Source organism: Nonomuraea sp. NPDC050547 (assembly GCF_044457345.1).
In the GTDB taxonomy this organism is placed as follows: Bacteria; Actinomycetota; Actinomycetes; order Streptosporangiales; family Streptosporangiaceae; genus Nonomuraea.
This window is the reverse complement of record NZ_JBITGW010000027.1, coordinates 35,258-49,874: the sequence shown is the minus strand read 5'-3', so window position 1 is coordinate 49,874 and position 14,617 is coordinate 35,258. Positions and strand designations below refer to the sequence as shown.

Below are 14,617 nucleotides of genomic sequence, written 5' to 3'. Positions count from 1 at the left end.
CCCGGGTACGAGGGCCCGTCCTCACCGAATCCTTTCGCCAGGTGTTCTTAGCCGAAAGCTGTCTTCGTCATGCCTGAAAACACCCCCACCCGCCGGGGATTCCTCGGCCTGCTCGCCCTCACCCCGGTCGTCGCCGCCTGCGCCACCGGCGGCGGCGCGCCCGTGGCCTCCGCCCCGGCCGCCGCCGGGCCCACCAGCGCCGCCAACCCACTCGGCGTGGCCGCCAAGGACCCGCTGGACGTCGTCATCTTCAAGGGCGGCTTCGGCGACGACTGGGCGAGGTTCGCCGAGTCGCTCTACGCCGAGCGCCATCCCGGAGCGAAGATCACGCACGCCGGCATCCAGGGCGTCGGCCAGGCCATGCAGCCGCGCATGGTGGCCGGCGACCCGCCCGACGTGATCGACAACTCCGGCGCCGGCACGCTGGACGTCGCCTCGCTCGTCGCCGACAAGCAGCTGCTGTCGCTGGAGAAGTTACTCGACGCGCCCTCGGCCGACGATCCGGCCGTCAAGGTGCGCGACACCCTGGTTCCCGGCATCGTCGAGGCGGGCAGCTTCGGCGGCGTGCCGTACGTGCTCAATTACGCCTACACCGTCTGGGGCCTGTGGTACAGCTCCTCGCTGTTCGCCAAGCACGGCTGGACCTACCCGGCGACCTGGGCCGAGATGCTGGCGCTCGGCGACGAGATCAAGAAGGCAGGCCTGGCCCCCTGGACCTACCAGGGCAAATACCCCGAGTACATGAACGACCCGCTGCTCACCATGGTCGCCAAGGCCGGCGGCATGGAGCAGGTCGCCGCCATCGACAACCTGGAGCCCGGCGCGTGGCGGGCCGGCAGCGTCAAGGACGTCGCCGAGGCCTTCGCCGAACTGGCCGGGCGCGGGCACATCATGAAGGGCTCCGAGGCGCTCTCGCACACCGAGGCGCAGACCGCCTGGTGCCAGGGCAAGGCCGTCTTCATCCCCTGCGGTTCCTGGCTGGAGGCCGAACAGGCCAAGGTCACCCCCGCCGGCTTCGACATGGCCGTCGGGCCCACGCCCCGGCTCTCGGACGGCGACAGGCTGCCCGGCACCGCCATCCAGGCCGCGGGCAGCGAGCCGTTCATCGTCCCGGCGCAGGGCAGGAACACCGCGGGCGGGCTGGAGTTCCTGCGCCTCATGCTGGCGAAGGAGAGCGCGGCCAACTTCGCCACGACCGCCAGCGCCATGCCGGTGCGCAAGGACGCGCTGGAGGGGCTCCAGCTGTCCAGCGGGCTGAGGTCGGCGGGCCAACTGGTCGCGGCGGCGGGCAAGGACGCGCTGTCCTACCGCTTTCCCGGCTGGTACGCGCCGCTGGCGAAAGCCGTACACGACTCGACGGGAGAGCTGCTCAACGGCCGGGTGAGCGCCGCGCAGTGGACGGAGCGCGTGCAGAAGGCCGCCGACCAGGTGGCCGCGGACGCCTCGATCACCAAGTACAAGCGATGAGGCACCGCCGGCTGCCGTTCATCGCGGGGTTCCTCGTCCTGCCGCTGACGCTGTACGCGGTGCTCGTGCTCTCGCCCTACGCGCAGGCCTTCTACCTGGCGCTGACCGACTGGCGCGGGGTCTCGGCGCGGGCGGAGTTCGTCGGGGCCGAAAACTTCGCCCGGCTGCTGGACGATCCGCAGGTGCTGGCGGCGCTGAAGAACAACGCGCTCATGCTGCTGGTGGTGCCGATCGCCACCGTGGTGCTCGCGCTGTTCCTGGCCGCGGCGCTCAGCCTCGGCCGCCGGCGGGGCGCGGGGGTCTACCGCGTCGTCTACTTCTTCCCGCAACTGCTGTCGGTCGCCGTGGTCGGAGTCCTGTTCCAGTTCGTCTACACGCCGAACTCCGGGCTGCTCAACGGGGTCCTGAACCTGCTGGGCATCGAGGGACGCTCCTGGCTCGGCGACCCGTCGCTCGCGCTGTGGGCGGTCATGGCGGTGGTCGTGTGGAGCGCGGCCGGCTTCTACGTGGTGCTGTTCTGCGCCGCGATGGAGTCGATCCCCCGGGAGATCCTGGAGGCCGCCGCCATCGACGGCGCCTCCGCGCTCACCCGCCTGACCCGCGTCGTACTGCCGCTGGTCTGGGAGAACGTGCAGGTCGCCTTCATCTACCTGGGCATGGCCGCCCTCGACGGCGTCGCCATCGTGCAGATCATGACCGTCGGTCCCGGCGGCCCCGACAACGCCACCGAGGTGCTCGGCCTCACCCTCTACCGCAACGCCTTCACCTACGGGAAGTTCGGCTACGCCTCCGCGCTCGGGGTGACGCTGTTCTTCCTCACGCTGGCGCTCGCCGTGCTCGTGCTGCGGGGTTCGCGCCGCGAACGGGTGGAGATGGCATGACCCTCTCTCATCGGGTACGGCGGCCGCGTCCTTGGAGCTCGTTGCTGCACCTGGCGCTCGTCGGCTGGGGCGTCATCGTCACGCTGCCGCTGGTGTGGGCGGTGATGAGCTCGTTCAAGGCCGACCGGGACATCCTGACCAGCCCGTGGAGCCTCCCGGACCGGCTGCATGGGGAGAACTGGGCCCGAGCATGGACAGAAGCCTCCATTGGCCGATATTTCCTGAACTCAGCGGTTGTGGTGGGGAGCGCGGTGGTTCTCACCATGTTGTTCGGGGCGATGGTGGCCTATGTCCTGGCACGTTACCGCTTCCCCGGTTCGCGGCTCCTCTACTACCTGTTCATCGCCGGGATGGCCTTCCCCCTCTTCCTCGCCCTCGTCCCGCTCTTCTTCGTCGTGCGCTCCCTGGGCCTGCTCGGCACCCCGCTCGGGCTGATCCTCGTCTACACCGCGTACGCGCTGCCGTTCACCGTCTTCTTCCTGACCTCCTTCTTCCGCACGCTGCCCACCTCCGTCGCCGAAGCCGCCTTCCTCGACGGCTGCTCCCATTCCGGCGTGTTCTTCCGGGTCATGCTGCCCATGGCCAAGCCCGGCCTCATCAGCGTCGGCATCTTCAACTTCCTCGGCCTCTGGAACCAGTACCTGCTGCCGCTCGCGCTCAATCCGGAGGAGTCCGAGTTCGTCCTGGCGCAGGGGCTGGCGGTGCTGGCCGTACGGCAGGGCTATGCCGGCGACTGGAGCGGGCTGTTCGCCGGGCTCACGATCTCGATGCTGCCGGTCCTGGCCGCGTACGTGGTCTTCCAGCGCCGTATCACCTCCGGCCTCACCGCCGGAGCCGTCCGCTAGCACCAACAGGTGAGGAGAACCCCCATGATGAAGCACTTACTCGTGGCCATGGCCGTGCTGGGCGCGCCGGCCGTGCCCGCACACGCCACGGCCGCTCCGGCGGTGCGCCTGCAGTACTACACGACCGCGCCGCAGCCCGCCGCGCCCCAGGCGGAGCCGCTGTTCAACCTCGTCAACACCGGCACGACGCCGCTCCGGCTGCGCGAACTGAAGATCCGCTACTACTTCACCGGCTCGGGACCCCACGTCTTCGCCTGCTCGTGGGCGCGGGTGGGATGCTCGCAGGTCACCGGGACGTTCGGCGACGGCTACCTGGAGCTAGGCTTCCGCGGCGGGACGCTGGGCGCGGGCGCCCAGACCCAGCTGGAGGTGCGCTTCCACCGGTCCGACTGGCAGTCGTTCGGCCAGAGCGACGACTACTCCTTCGGCGCCGTGTCCACGTACACCGACTGGCCGAAGGCCACCGTCCACCAGGCCGGCGCGCTGCTGTGGGGCAACCCGCCGCCCACGTCCGGGCCCGCGGGCGTGCTGTTCGACGACTTCGCGTACACCAGCGCCGACGACCCGCTCATCGCCGCGCGCGACTGGACGGTCCGCACCAACCCCGGCGGGCCGGGCGTGCCGGGAGCCACCTGGCCGAAGGGGAACGTGACCTTCCCGACGGCCGACGGCGCCAAGGTGATGCAGCTGAAGGCGACCAACGACGGCGTGAACGTCACCCAGTCGGAGATGCTGCACCAGCGCAAGTTCTTCGAGGGCACCTACGCCGCCCGGGTGAAGTTCAGCGACGCCCCCACCACGGGCGCCGACGGGGACGAGACGGTGCAGACGTTCTTCACCATCACGCCGCTGGACGCGCCGATGGATCCGGACTACGGCGAACTGGACTTCGAGTACCTGCCCAACGGCGGGTGGGGCCTGACCGGCCCGCTGATGTACATGACGAGCTGGGAGACCTACCAGCCCGACCCGTGGCTGGCCGACAACACCTCGACGTTCGTCAACTCCAGCCACGCCGGCTGGCACGACCTGGTCGTCCAGGTCGCCGGCGGCACGATCCGCTACTACGTCGACGGCCGGCTCGCCGCCGAGCACGGCGGCAAGTACTACCCCGAGACCCCGATGTCGATCAACTTCAACCAGTGGTTCATCACGGCCGGCCAGACCGGGCCGATGCGCACCTGGATCCAGCAGGTCGACTGGGTCTACCACGCCAAGAACGAGGTCGTCTCCCCCGCCGAGGTGAGCGGCCGGGTCGCCGGCTACCGCGCGGGCGACGTCACCTGGCAGGACACCATCTGACCTGAACCGGCTCGGCCTCCCGGGGCCGAGCCGGCCTTGCCGGTGCCCGTTCCGGTGGAAGATCGTAGTGTGAGGCCCCTTCCGCCCACACCAAGGAACTCCCCCATGACGATGACTTTGACCGAGGCGGGACTGACCCTCGCCGACCCCTCGGCGTACGCCGACGAGGCCCGGCTGCACCGCGCGCTCAGCCTGCTGCGCCGCGAGGACCCGGTGCACTGGGTGGAGGCGGAGGGATACCACCCGTTCTGGGCCGTGACCCGCCACGCCGACATCATGGAGATCGAACGCGACCATCCCGTCTTCCGCAACGCGCCCCGGCCCGTGCTGGCCAAGGCCGAGACGGACGCGCGGATGGCGCGGAGCCGGGCCGAGGGCACCGCCCTGCGGACGCTGATCCACATGGACGACCCGCAGCACCGGGTGACCCGCGCGATCGGCGCCGACTGGTTCAAGCCCAGGGCCATGCGCGCGATGGAGCAGCGGGTGCGGGAGCTGGCCCGGCAGTACGTGGACCGGATGAGCGAGTACGGCGGCGCCTGCGACTTCGCCACCCAGGTCGCCACGCACTACCCGTTGTACGTGATCCTCTCGCTGCTCGGCCTGCCGGAGTCGGACTTCCCCCGGATGCTCACGCTCACCCAGCAGTTGTTCGGCGGCACCGACAAGGAGTTCCAGCGGGGCGCCACCACTGAGGACATCATGGCGACCCTGCTCGACTTCTTCACCTATTTCCACGGCCTGACCGCCGCGCGCAGGGACACCCCCACCGACGACCTCGCCTCGGCCATCGCCAACGCCCGCGTCGACGGCGAGCTCCTGTCCGACTACGACGCCGCCTCCTACTACGTCATCATCGCCACCGCCGGTCACGACACCACCAGCTCCACGATCAGCGGCGGCCTGCACGCGCTCATCGAGCACCCCGCCGAACTGGCCCGGCTGCGCGACGATCCCGCCCTGCTGCCGACCGCGGTCGAGGAGATGATCCGCTGGGTCACGCCGGTCAAGGAGTTCATGCGCACGGCCGCCGCCGACACCCAGGTGAACGGCGTGGCCGTCAAGGCGGGCGAGTCGGTGCTCCTGTCCTACCCCTCGGCCAACCGCGACGAGGACGTCTTCACCGACCCGTTCCGCTTCGACGCGGGCCGCGACCCCAACAAGCACCTCGCCTTCGGGTTCGGCGTCCACTACTGCCTCGGCGCGGCTTTGGCCCGCATGGAGACCCGGGCCCTGTTCGCCGAGCTCCTCCCCCGCCTCGACTCGATCGAACTCGCCGGAACGCCCGAGTGGATGTCGACCACCTTCGTGGGCGGCCTGAAGCACCTGCCGATCCGCTACCGCCTCAAAGGCTGATCGCTGCGGCGCAGGGCCTGAACGGCTTCCTCCGGCACCTCGATCACGATGGAGTGGTAGCTCTCGATCCGCGAGATGATCTCCTCCCGGGGACCCTTCAGCCAGGCGTCACTGCCGTAGAACTCCTCCTCCTGCTCGCGATGCGCCTCAAGCGAGGCGAAGGCCCGGATGAGGTAGGCCTCCTCATGGCCGTCCTCATCCACCAGCGACGCCCCGCTGTCCACGACGTCGATGCCGTACTGGCGCAGCAGCGGTACGGCCAGCGTCGCCATCGCGTGGACGAAGTCGGCACGGGTGCCGGGCTTGAGGCGGTAGGTCCGGAATTCGAGAACCAACATGATGCTCCTTGTCACGGTACGACCTAGGAACATCATGTCGCGCCCGGATCACACCGGTGCAGTAATCAAATTTGTCTAGTAGAGTGCTCCGCATGACCGGTGAGAAGACCGTGCCGCTGCTGCCCTGCCGTTCCATCGACGAGATCACCGAGTTCTACGAGATGCTGGGCTTCACCAGGACCTACCGTCAGACCCGCCCGAATCCGTACGTGTCGCTGAAGCGCGACGACCTCGAACTCGGATTCTTCGGCATGCCGGGCTTCAACCCGGAAGACTCCTACGGGAGCTGCGTCGTAGTGGTGCCCGACACCGGGGAACTGTTCGGCGCGTTCGCCGAGGGGATGCGGGCGGCGTACGGCAAGCTGCTGGTCTCCGGCATCCCCAGGATGACCCGCCCGCGCAAACGGAAGAACGCCGACGACCACTCCGGATTCACGGTGATCGACCCCGGCGGCAACTGGATCAGATTCATGGCCGCCAAAGCCGACGCCGCGGACACGGAACCGCCGCTGACCAAGCTGGCCTCGTCCCTGCGCAACGCCGTGGTCATGGGCGACTCCCACGGCAGTCACGACCAGGCCGCCCGCATCCTGGACACCGCCCTGCGCCGGGACCAGGACACCGCGGCCCCGAAGGACCTCCTGGAAGCCCTGGCCTACCGCGCGGAGCTGGCCGCCCGGGCCGACGACCACCCCGCCGCCCGCCGGTTCCTCACGAAGGCCCGGCAGATCCCCCTCACCGAGGCCGACCAGGACGCACTGGCCGAAACCCTGACCAGCCTCAACGACCTCGCCGCCGTCCTGCGAACCTGACGGTCCATCTACCGGAAGCCGAGGCCTGAAGGAGCGACCCGGCCGGGGAGCCGTGGCCATGGCCCGCATGCAACGCCATGATCCGGATACCACCGTCATACCCGGATGTAACGCCATGCCCGGATATTTCGCGTTACCCGCCAAGGGGGACGCGTCGCGCGATCACCTTCCTGTGACTGATCCGCCAGCCCCGGCCCAGCCGCAGGATGGTGTCCTCGTAGGTGACGCTCCCGCTGGTGCCGTCGGCGTTGACCCCGATGCCCTTGGAACGAGCGCGCACCCGCCCATCGGACTCCTCGTTCAGGACGACGTTCGGCGAGTAGCAGACACCTGCGTGTGGCTGGCTTCGCGAGCACCCCGGGGCGTGGCGGTCACCGGGTCAGGCGCTCCCGGGCGGGCGGCCAGTGCGGCATCTCGGTCGTCTCCTCCGCGTCCTCCTCGTACCAGCCCGCTTCCGCCAGCCACGTCTCCAGCCAGCCGGTCAGGTCGTCGGCATCGACGTACCAGGCCAGATGCCCGTCATCGTCGCTGCTCAGCCCGTTCGGTTCGTACAGCAGCACGGTGGCGCGCGCGTGCTCGCAGTCGATCGCCGCGTACATCTCGCACCCCCAGTCCAGCACCGGCAGAACGCCCGCGGGCCATCGCTCCTCCTCACGGGCCGCGACCGCCTCGCGCAGGGAGAGCAGCTGGTAGTCGGGCCCGAACCCGCCGTCGGCCACCTCCAGGTAGAGCCGCCGCAGGAGAGGTGGCAGCGGGAAACCCAGCTCACGCTCGGCCTGCCCGAGCTCGTCGGCGGTCGCCGTGGGCGGAAGGGCTTCCTCGGACGCCTTGGCGATCACCCGCCGGAGCAGATCGTCGGTCATGCCGGTCATCCTGGCACCCGCCACCGACGGTTTCGGCCGCCGAGCCACCGAGCCGCCGAGCCACCGAGCCATCGAGCCGTCGGCCGTCGCCGCGCGCGAGCCCGCCACATCGAAGCGGGCTTCGGGACGGCTCGGCGAGGAGCGCGGGGTTCCCCGCGCAGCGAGGTCCCGGATGGCCCTGACCCCGCTCGCCGGCACCCGGAGGAGACGGCACCGCGGACTCACCCTCCGAAGCCACGGCATAGGGTCGACTCCATGCGCAGTACGATCACGATCCGCGAGGCGGGGCCCGGCGACGGTGATGTCCTCGGTGAGATTCACGCCGTCTCCTGGGGCGTCTCGCACGGCCCGTTGTGCACGCCGAAGGTCGCCGCCGCCGGGATCGAGGAGCGGCGCGCCAAGTGGCACGACATCGTCGCCGAGGACGGGGATCCGATCCTGCTGGCGCTCCTGGACGAGCGGGCGGGAGCCTTTTCCCGCTTCGGGGCCTCCTCCAGCCCCGGGCTGGCGGAGATCCACACCTTCTTCGCCCACCCGGACGTCTGGGGCAGCGGCCTGGCGGCGGCCCTGCTGACCGCCACCCTGGAACGGCTGCGGGAGGCCGGCTACGACCGCGTGCATCTGTGGACGCTCCGGGATTCAGCTCAGGCGCGCCGCTTCTACGGCAAGCACGGCTTCGCCGAGACCGGCAGGCGGCACGACCACGACTTCGGCGAGGGCCCGCCGGTCGCCCTGATGGAGTTCGATCGAACCGTCCCCGCCCTCTGACGAGCCGGTCACGGGGTGCGGTGCAGGGCGGGACGGCGGGCCCAGGTGGCCCATCGCCAGAGCCATTCGAGCGGCCCCTGCCGGAAGCGGCGCAGCCACCACGTGGACACCAGCCACTGGGGCACGAGTACGCCCGCCGCGATCAGCACGACCATCCCCGATGACCACCCATCCGGCGACCCCCCGAGCACGAGGGTGGCCAGCAGCACGAGCACGGTGGCGGTCAGGTAGTTGGTCAGTGCCATCCGGCCCAGCGGCGCGAACACCTTCCGCAGCACCGGCCCCAGCGGCGTACGGAGCAGGAGCAGCAGGCCGCTCACGTAGGCGCCCGCGGTCAGCAGCCCGGCCAGGGAGAACCAGAGGTTGGAGCCGGTCCCGACCTGCAGCCACACGACGGGCACCGCCCCCACCGCGAAGAGCACGAACAGAACGGCCGGACCGCGCACGGCGTGCTCCATCCGGTCGACCACGCCGTAGCGCGTCAGCGCCGAGCCCAGCAGGAACAGCCCGGGAACCAGCGGCACGCCGTTGCCGCCGAGGATCAGCGGCGTCGCGATGAGGACGGCCGCCAGCCCGGCGACGGCCCAGCGCGGCAGCCACGTCGAGGGCAGCAGCACCACGAGGCCGACGACGGCGTAGATGGTCAGGATGTCGCCGCGCCACAGCAGGAACATGTGCGCCAGGCCCATGGCGACCAGGACCAGGAGCCGCCGCAGCAGCAGCACGCGCGGGTGTGGGACCTGCCGGCGCGCCGACTCCAGCAGCAGCGAGAACCCGACGCCGAACAGCAGCGAGAAGATCGGGAAGAAGCGCTGGTCGACGAGCAGCCCCAGCAGTGAGGGCCCACCGTCCGGGGCGGCCGGCGCGGTGCCGCCCATGTGGGCGATCGGCTTGACGTTGGCGAGCAGGATGCCGCACAGGGCGAACCCGCGCAGCACGTCGAGCGCGGCGACCCTCGGCCGGTGGAAGGAGGTCGCGACAGGTGTTTCTTGTGACATGAGGCTTCATCCTGCGAGCCGCGACCGGCCCCCACATCGGCGGAAAGCAGGGAAGGGGACAGTACCTTTGGCCGGTACAGGCCGGCGGGGTCCTCTTCTAGCCTGGGTGCCGTGCATGTTCTCGAACACCTGAAGGCGGCCGGGCTCGGAGCCGGGCTCGCCGCGGCCGTGGCCTTCCAGGCGTACCAGGTCGCCGGCAGCTGGGGCGCCGGTCACGGGCTGTTCGGGGCGGCGGTGGCGGTCGTGGTGTGCGTGCTCGCTCTCGTGCGCGGGCTCAGCCCGCTGTGGACGGCGCTCGGGGGCCTGGCCGTCGCCGCGCTCGCCGTTCTCGCCACCCGCTTCGTTCCCCTGCCCGCCGAGCCCAGCCCGGCCACCTCGCTCGCGCTGGCGGTGCTCGTCGCCGCCGCGGTCAGGACGCTGCCCGTCCGCGTGGCCGGCGCCGTGGCCGCCGCCGGGCTGGCTGTGGTGGCGGGCGGCTTCCTCGCCGCCCCCGGCTCGGCGGTGCCGCCGCTGAGCGCCCTGGCCTGGCTGGCCGCCGTCCTGCTCGGGCTCGCCCCCCGGCTGCTCGCCGCCCGCCGCCACACCGCGGCCGAGCGGGTACGGCAGGCCGAACGCCTGGAGCTGGCCAGAGAGCTGCACGACGTGGTCGCCCACCACATCACCAGCATCGTGCTCCAGGCCCAGGCCGCCCAGCTCGTCACCGCCAAGCATCCGGACAGGACTCCCGGTTCCCTGGCCGGCATCGAGTCGGCGGGCACGGCGGCGCTGGCCGCCACCCGGCGCGTGGTCGGCCTTCTGCGCGAGGCCGCCCCGGCCGGCGAGGGCCATGAACGGCTCGGCGAGCTGATCGAGGGCTTCGGGGGCCAGGGCCGCCGGGCGTACCTGCGGATGGACGCGGAACCGTCCGGCTGGCCGCCGGAGGTGAGCAGCACCGTGTACCGGATCGTGCGGGAGGCGCTGACGAACGTCGCCCGGCACGCGCCGCACGCGCGCGCGGTCACCGTCGGCATCAGCGAGGACGAGCGGGCGGTGACCGTCGCGGTCGAGGACGACGCGCCGCAGACGCCCGCCCGCCGCTACCGGCGTCCCGGGTACGGGCTCATCGGGATGCGTGAACGCCTCGAAGCGCTCGGCGGCACGCTGGCGGCAGGGCCCCGGCCCGGCTCCGGCTGGTCCGTCCACGCCGTCATCCCGACCGGCGGGCACCGATGACGCCGCCCATCCGGGTGCTGCTGGCCGACGACCAGGAGATGATCAGGGCCAGCCTGCGGATCATCCTGGAGGACCAGCCCGACATCACCGTGGTCGCCGAGGCCGCCGACGGCGTGGAGGCGATCGAGCAGGCGCACCGGACGCGGCCGGACGTGTGCCTGGTGGACATCCAGATGCCCCGCCTGGACGGGATCGGGGTGGCCCGCGCCCTGGCCGGCGGGCAGACGCGGGTGGTCATGGTGACCACGTTCGACCTGGACGAGTACGTCTACGGGGCGTTGCGGCTGGGGGCCGCCGGGTTCGTGCTGAAGGACGCGGGTCCCAAGCTGCTCGTGGAGGCGGTGCGGGCGGCGTACACGGGGGACGCGCTCATCTCGCCGTCGATCACGCTGCGGTTGCTGCGCCATCTGGCCGAACGCGGGACGCGGGCCGGGGCGCGGGTGCCGGCGCAGCCGCTGACCGTGCGGGAGGCCGAGATCGTCCGGGCGATCGCCAAGGGGCGTACCAACCAGGAGATCGCCGATGAGCTGTTCCTGTCGCTCAGCACGGTCAAGGGGTATGTGTCGGGCATCCTCGACAAGCTCGGAGTCCGGGGGCGGGTCGAGATCGTCGCCTGGGCCTGGGAGAGCCGCCTCATGGACGGCTCCTAGTCGGTGGGCTCGGCGTCGGGCTCCACGTCCTGGCCGTCCTGTTCGGCGGCCTCGCGCCGCTCCTCGCGCACCTTCCGCTCGGGATCGGGCGGAGGGTCGATCGGCTCGGCCGGTATCGGGCGCCGCGTCTCGCGGACCTCGACGCCGGCGCGCTCGGCGCGGATGTCGCTCTCGCCGTTGACCCGCCCGACGGCTTCGGGAAGGTCTTCGGGCTCTCGTTCGTCCATGCCGTCCATCTGCCCGGACGGCTTGTGCCAAACCTCCGGCCGGCGGGGGCGGGTGCGGCCGCCCCCCGGCCGGCGGTCAGGTGCCGCAGCTGTCCTGGGCGCCGGTGTTACGGCTGCGGATCTGCCACGACTCCCCGACACCGGTATAGGTCTGGTTGTTGAACTTGACGGCCTTGCGCGGCGCGCCCCGGTTCCCCCAATCCGCGGTCGACCCGTAGGAGGCCGCCTGCTCGTAGTGCAGGTGGTACACGCCGTTGGCGGTCGGCCCGCTGCGGCCGACCTCACCGATCTTCTTGCCCATCGGCACTGTCTGTCCCTTCTTCACGTCGCGCTTCTTCAGGTGAAGGTAGGTCGTGAACCAGTCCTTTCCGGTCTTGAACGTATGCCTGATCTGTACGACGTGCCCCGCCTGGTTGTCCTCGTAGGAAAGGACGACCTTGCCCGAGGCGGACGCGCGTACCCACTGCCCCTTGGTCGAGGGCTTGTTGGTGTTGTGGTCGCCCATCCAGAAGTCGAGCGCCGGGTTGTGATCGCTGGTCGACGCCTCCGCATACCATTTCTGGTTGCAGGTGAAAGGCATCTGGAACTTGGGCCGCTTGACCGTCTTGCGCAGGTCGGCCGACTGCTCGGCCACCTGCGGGGCAGTGGTCTCGGTCCGCTGCTCAGAGGCCTGCGCGGGGGCCGCCACTGCCAGGACGGCCGCCACGCCGACGGCGAATTTCAGAAACATGGAAGCTCCTTCGAAACCGGGGAAATCCAGCTGATTTCCCGTTGGTGAAGGACACTATGAATAAGCGCTTTGGATTCCCTGTCGATGCGTTATATCCGGGGACCCTGAAAGCTTCCGGGTTTACAGAATATTCGCGGAAGGTCAGAGGTGGGACAGGACGGCGCGCAGGGCGGGGTCGAAGCCGCCGGGGTCGTCGGCGAAGCCGGTGTGGTCGCCGGGGAACACGACCGGCTCGATCCCCAGGGCGGCCCCCAGGGCGCGGGAGGCACGGTCGCACAGCTGCCCGGCCGACTCCTCGCCGATGCCGATCACGAGGCGCGGGACCGCGCGCAGCCGGTCCAGGTCGGGCACCCAGTGGGTGGTGCCGTGCAGTTCGTGGGCGAACCAGCGGCGCTCGTCGATCACGTGCTGCGGGTCGCGCTCGCCGCCGAACATCATCTCCAGCGCGCCGTCCGGCACTGCGATGTTGGCCTGCGCCATGAACTTCGCCCACGCGCCGACCGTGTCGCCGCCGAGGTAGGTGGCGATGAGCTCGTCGGTCTGGGTGTGGAGCTTGTCGCGGTCGTCAAGGAGTTCGACGAGCGGGGGCTCGTGGGCGATGACCGCGCGCAGCTGCTCCGGGTGGGTCTGGGCGAGGGCGAGGGCGGTCATCGCGCCGCCGCTGGAGCCGAAGACCACGGCGGGACCGGCGTCCACGCGCGCCAGCAGGCGCGACAGGTCGGCGGCGCGCAGCTCCGGCGTGGAGTCCTGGGCGGGATCGTCCAGGAGGCTGCGCTTGATGCCGCGCGGGTCGGCGGTGAGCACGGTGTGGTCGGTGGCCAGCAGGTCGGCCAGCGGCGCGAAGGAGTCGGCGTCCATCGGAGCGCCGACGAGGGCGATGAGCGGGCCCTGGCCGCGTACCTCGAAGTGCAGGCGGGCGCCCGGGATGTCGAGAGTGGCGACGGTCATGATGTCCTCCTGGATGCGGTGGCCCCGACGGGCCGGTGGTGGGTCGCCGACGCGGAGATCGCGTTCAGCAGGGGTGGTGCGGCGATGGCCACGAGCAGCGCGAGCGCCGCCGGGATCACCAGGGCGAGGGGCAGCGTCGCCGTCGTGGCGACATAGCCGATGAGGGCGGGTCCGACGAGGCCGCCGCCGTAGCTGATGGTGGTGACCGCCGACAGGCGGCGGGCCGCCCCGTCGGCGGCGCCGAGCAGGCTGGCCACGATCGGCCAGACCACGGCCATGCCGGCCCCGGCCAGCGCCCAGCCGGCCAGGGCGCAGCCCACCCGTGCCGCCGTGCCGAAGGGCAGGGCGCCGGCGAGCAGGACGAGGCCGTAACCGGCGGTGGCGGTCGCGCCGCACAGCCGGATCGTGGTGCGGACGCCGAGCCGGGTCCGCACCGCGTCACCGGCGAAGCGGACGAGCGTCATCGCGACGAAGAAGACGGTGTACACGAGCGAGCCGGTGGCGGGGTCGGCGCCCAGGACGCGGGTGGCGTGCACCCCGGCCCAGTCGGTGGCGGCGCCCTCGGTGATGAAGGCCGCCGCGCCGACCACGCCCAGCATCACCATGACCCCGGGCCGCGGCGGAGCCGGCCGCGCCTGCCCGGCGGGCCGGGGGACGAGACGCACGGGAGGCTCCGGGATGCCTTTGACCCCCAGCAATGCCACGGCCAGGGTGATCGCGCCCGTGCCCATCAGCACCCGCACGTCCACCCCGGCCCGCAGGGCCGCGGTGACGACCGCGCCGCCCGCCACGGCCCCGAGCGTCCACGTCCCGTGCACCGTGCTCATGACCGGCCGGGCGAGGGAACGCTCCACGGCCGCCGCCTGCAGGCTCAGGGCCACGTTGAGCAGCCCGAACAACATGCCGAGCACGACCGCCGAGATCATCAGCGTCTCAGCGGTCGCGGCCAGCGCCGGGCCGGCCAGCCCGAGCGCCGCCGCCGGCGCGCAGATCCGGAGCAGGCGCCGCCCGGTCCACCGCTCGGCCAGCCGTCCGGCCACCGGCATGGCCACGAGGGCGCCGACGGCCAGCGCCATCAGCAGCCCGCCGAGCCGTCCCGGCCCGAGTTCCAGGCGGGCGTCGGTGGCCGGGAGCGTGGCACCCCACAGCGCGTTCATCACACCGGTCAGCCCATAGGCCATCATGATCGTTCCTCGTCCCGCCATGCCTCGATCCTGGCG

The 14,617-nt window shown here is 71.3% G+C and carries 17 protein-coding genes; 9 read left to right on the top strand and 8 right to left on the bottom strand.

Annotation, left to right across the window (positions count from 1 at the left end; all coding sequences use genetic code 11):
• Positions 1-69 precede the first annotated feature (69 nt).
• The 5 genes from ngcE (at position 70) to ACIBHY_RS48475 (ending at position 5,851) form a co-directional block, all read left to right on the top strand.
• Complete coding sequence (ngcE, locus tag ACIBHY_RS48495; protein WP_397310333.1) at positions 70-1,467, top strand: N-acetylglucosamine/diacetylchitobiose ABC transporter substrate-binding protein; 1,398 nt, start codon at positions 70-72, stop codon at positions 1,465-1,467.
• Positions 1,464-2,348: a carbohydrate ABC transporter permease gene (locus ACIBHY_RS48490; RefSeq protein ID WP_397250666.1), complete on the top strand. Its 885-nt coding sequence runs from the start codon at positions 1,464-1,466 to the stop codon at positions 2,346-2,348. The genes ngcE and ACIBHY_RS48490 overlap by 4 nt, the downstream gene beginning before the upstream one ends.
• Positions 2,345-3,193, top strand: a complete 849-nt coding sequence (locus tag ACIBHY_RS48485) for a carbohydrate ABC transporter permease (RefSeq protein WP_397250668.1) — start codon at positions 2,345-2,347, stop codon at positions 3,191-3,193. The genes ACIBHY_RS48490 and ACIBHY_RS48485 overlap by 4 nt, the downstream gene beginning before the upstream one ends.
• Positions 3,194-3,217: 24 nt before the next feature.
• On the top strand, positions 3,218-4,495 hold the full coding sequence (locus ACIBHY_RS48480) for a cellulose binding domain-containing protein (RefSeq protein WP_397310332.1): 1,278 nt from the start codon (positions 3,218-3,220) through the stop codon (positions 4,493-4,495).
• A 105-nt stretch (positions 4,496-4,600) separates the two neighbouring features.
• Positions 4,601-5,851, top strand: a complete 1,251-nt coding sequence (locus ACIBHY_RS48475) for a cytochrome P450 (RefSeq protein ID WP_397310331.1) — start codon at positions 4,601-4,603, stop codon at positions 5,849-5,851.
• Here ACIBHY_RS48475 and ACIBHY_RS48470 read toward each other — a convergent pair.
• Positions 5,833-6,189, bottom strand: a complete 357-nt coding sequence (locus ACIBHY_RS48470; RefSeq protein ID WP_397310330.1) for an NIPSNAP family protein — start codon at positions 6,187-6,189, stop codon at positions 5,833-5,835. The genes ACIBHY_RS48475 and ACIBHY_RS48470 overlap by 19 nt on opposite strands.
• A gap of 92 nt (positions 6,190-6,281) precedes the next feature.
• Here ACIBHY_RS48470 and ACIBHY_RS48465 point away from each other — a divergent pair, with 92 nt between their 5' ends.
• Complete coding sequence (locus ACIBHY_RS48465; RefSeq protein ID WP_397250676.1) at positions 6,282-7,001, top strand: VOC family protein; 720 nt, start codon at positions 6,282-6,284, stop codon at positions 6,999-7,001.
• Positions 7,002-7,134: 133 nt separating this feature from the next.
• Here the strand turns inward: ACIBHY_RS48465 and ACIBHY_RS48460 are convergent, their stop codons facing one another.
• Complete coding sequence (locus ACIBHY_RS48460) at positions 7,135-7,281, bottom strand: hypothetical protein (RefSeq protein WP_397250677.1); 147 nt, start codon at positions 7,279-7,281, stop codon at positions 7,135-7,137.
• Positions 7,282-7,372: 91 nt separating this feature from the next.
• Positions 7,373-7,864: an SMI1/KNR4 family protein gene (locus ACIBHY_RS48455; RefSeq protein WP_397310329.1), complete on the bottom strand. Its 492-nt coding sequence runs from the start codon at positions 7,862-7,864 to the stop codon at positions 7,373-7,375.
• A 255-nt stretch (positions 7,865-8,119) separates the two neighbouring features.
• Between ACIBHY_RS48455 and ACIBHY_RS48450 the strand changes: the two genes are divergently transcribed.
• A complete protein-coding gene (locus ACIBHY_RS48450; RefSeq protein ID WP_397310328.1) occupies positions 8,120-8,632 on the top strand; it encodes a GNAT family N-acetyltransferase in 513 nt (170 codons plus the stop codon).
• 8 nt (positions 8,633-8,640) lie between these two features.
• Here the strand turns inward: ACIBHY_RS48450 and ACIBHY_RS48445 are convergent, their stop codons facing one another.
• Entirely contained in the window at positions 8,641-9,630 is a 990-nt protein-coding gene (locus ACIBHY_RS48445; protein WP_397310327.1) for a DUF418 domain-containing protein, read from the bottom strand.
• A gap of 111 nt (positions 9,631-9,741) precedes the next feature.
• On the opposite strand from ACIBHY_RS48445, the gene ACIBHY_RS48440 reads away from it, so the two are divergent.
• Positions 9,742-10,842: a sensor histidine kinase gene (locus ACIBHY_RS48440; protein ID WP_397310326.1), complete on the top strand. Its 1,101-nt coding sequence runs from the start codon at positions 9,742-9,744 to the stop codon at positions 10,840-10,842.
• Positions 10,839-11,492 carry a response regulator gene (locus tag ACIBHY_RS48435; RefSeq protein WP_397310325.1) on the top strand — a complete coding sequence of 218 codons (654 nt, stop codon included), beginning with the start codon at positions 10,839-10,841 and terminating at the stop codon, positions 11,490-11,492. The genes ACIBHY_RS48440 and ACIBHY_RS48435 overlap by 4 nt, the downstream gene beginning before the upstream one ends.
• Here ACIBHY_RS48435 and ACIBHY_RS48430 read toward each other — a convergent pair.
• The 4 genes from ACIBHY_RS48430 to ACIBHY_RS48415 all read right to left on the bottom strand — a co-directional run bounded on the left by ACIBHY_RS48430 (position 11,489) and on the right by ACIBHY_RS48415 (position 14,602).
• Positions 11,489-11,719 (bottom strand): hypothetical protein, encoded by a 231-nt coding sequence (locus ACIBHY_RS48430; protein WP_397100174.1) that lies wholly within the window; start codon positions 11,717-11,719, stop codon positions 11,489-11,491. The two genes, ACIBHY_RS48435 and ACIBHY_RS48430, sit on opposite strands and share 4 nt — an antisense overlap.
• A gap of 76 nt (positions 11,720-11,795) precedes the next feature.
• Complete coding sequence (locus tag ACIBHY_RS48425; RefSeq protein ID WP_397310324.1) at positions 11,796-12,449, bottom strand: M23 family metallopeptidase; 654 nt, start codon at positions 12,447-12,449, stop codon at positions 11,796-11,798.
• 141 nt (positions 12,450-12,590) lie between these two features.
• Complete coding sequence (locus ACIBHY_RS48420; RefSeq protein ID WP_397310323.1) at positions 12,591-13,397, bottom strand: alpha/beta fold hydrolase; 807 nt, start codon at positions 13,395-13,397, stop codon at positions 12,591-12,593.
• A complete protein-coding gene (locus tag ACIBHY_RS48415) occupies positions 13,394-14,602 on the bottom strand; it encodes an MFS transporter (RefSeq protein WP_397310322.1) in 1,209 nt (402 codons plus the stop codon). Before ACIBHY_RS48415 ends, ACIBHY_RS48420 begins: the two co-directional genes overlap by 4 nt.
• Positions 14,603-14,617 lie beyond the last annotated feature (15 nt).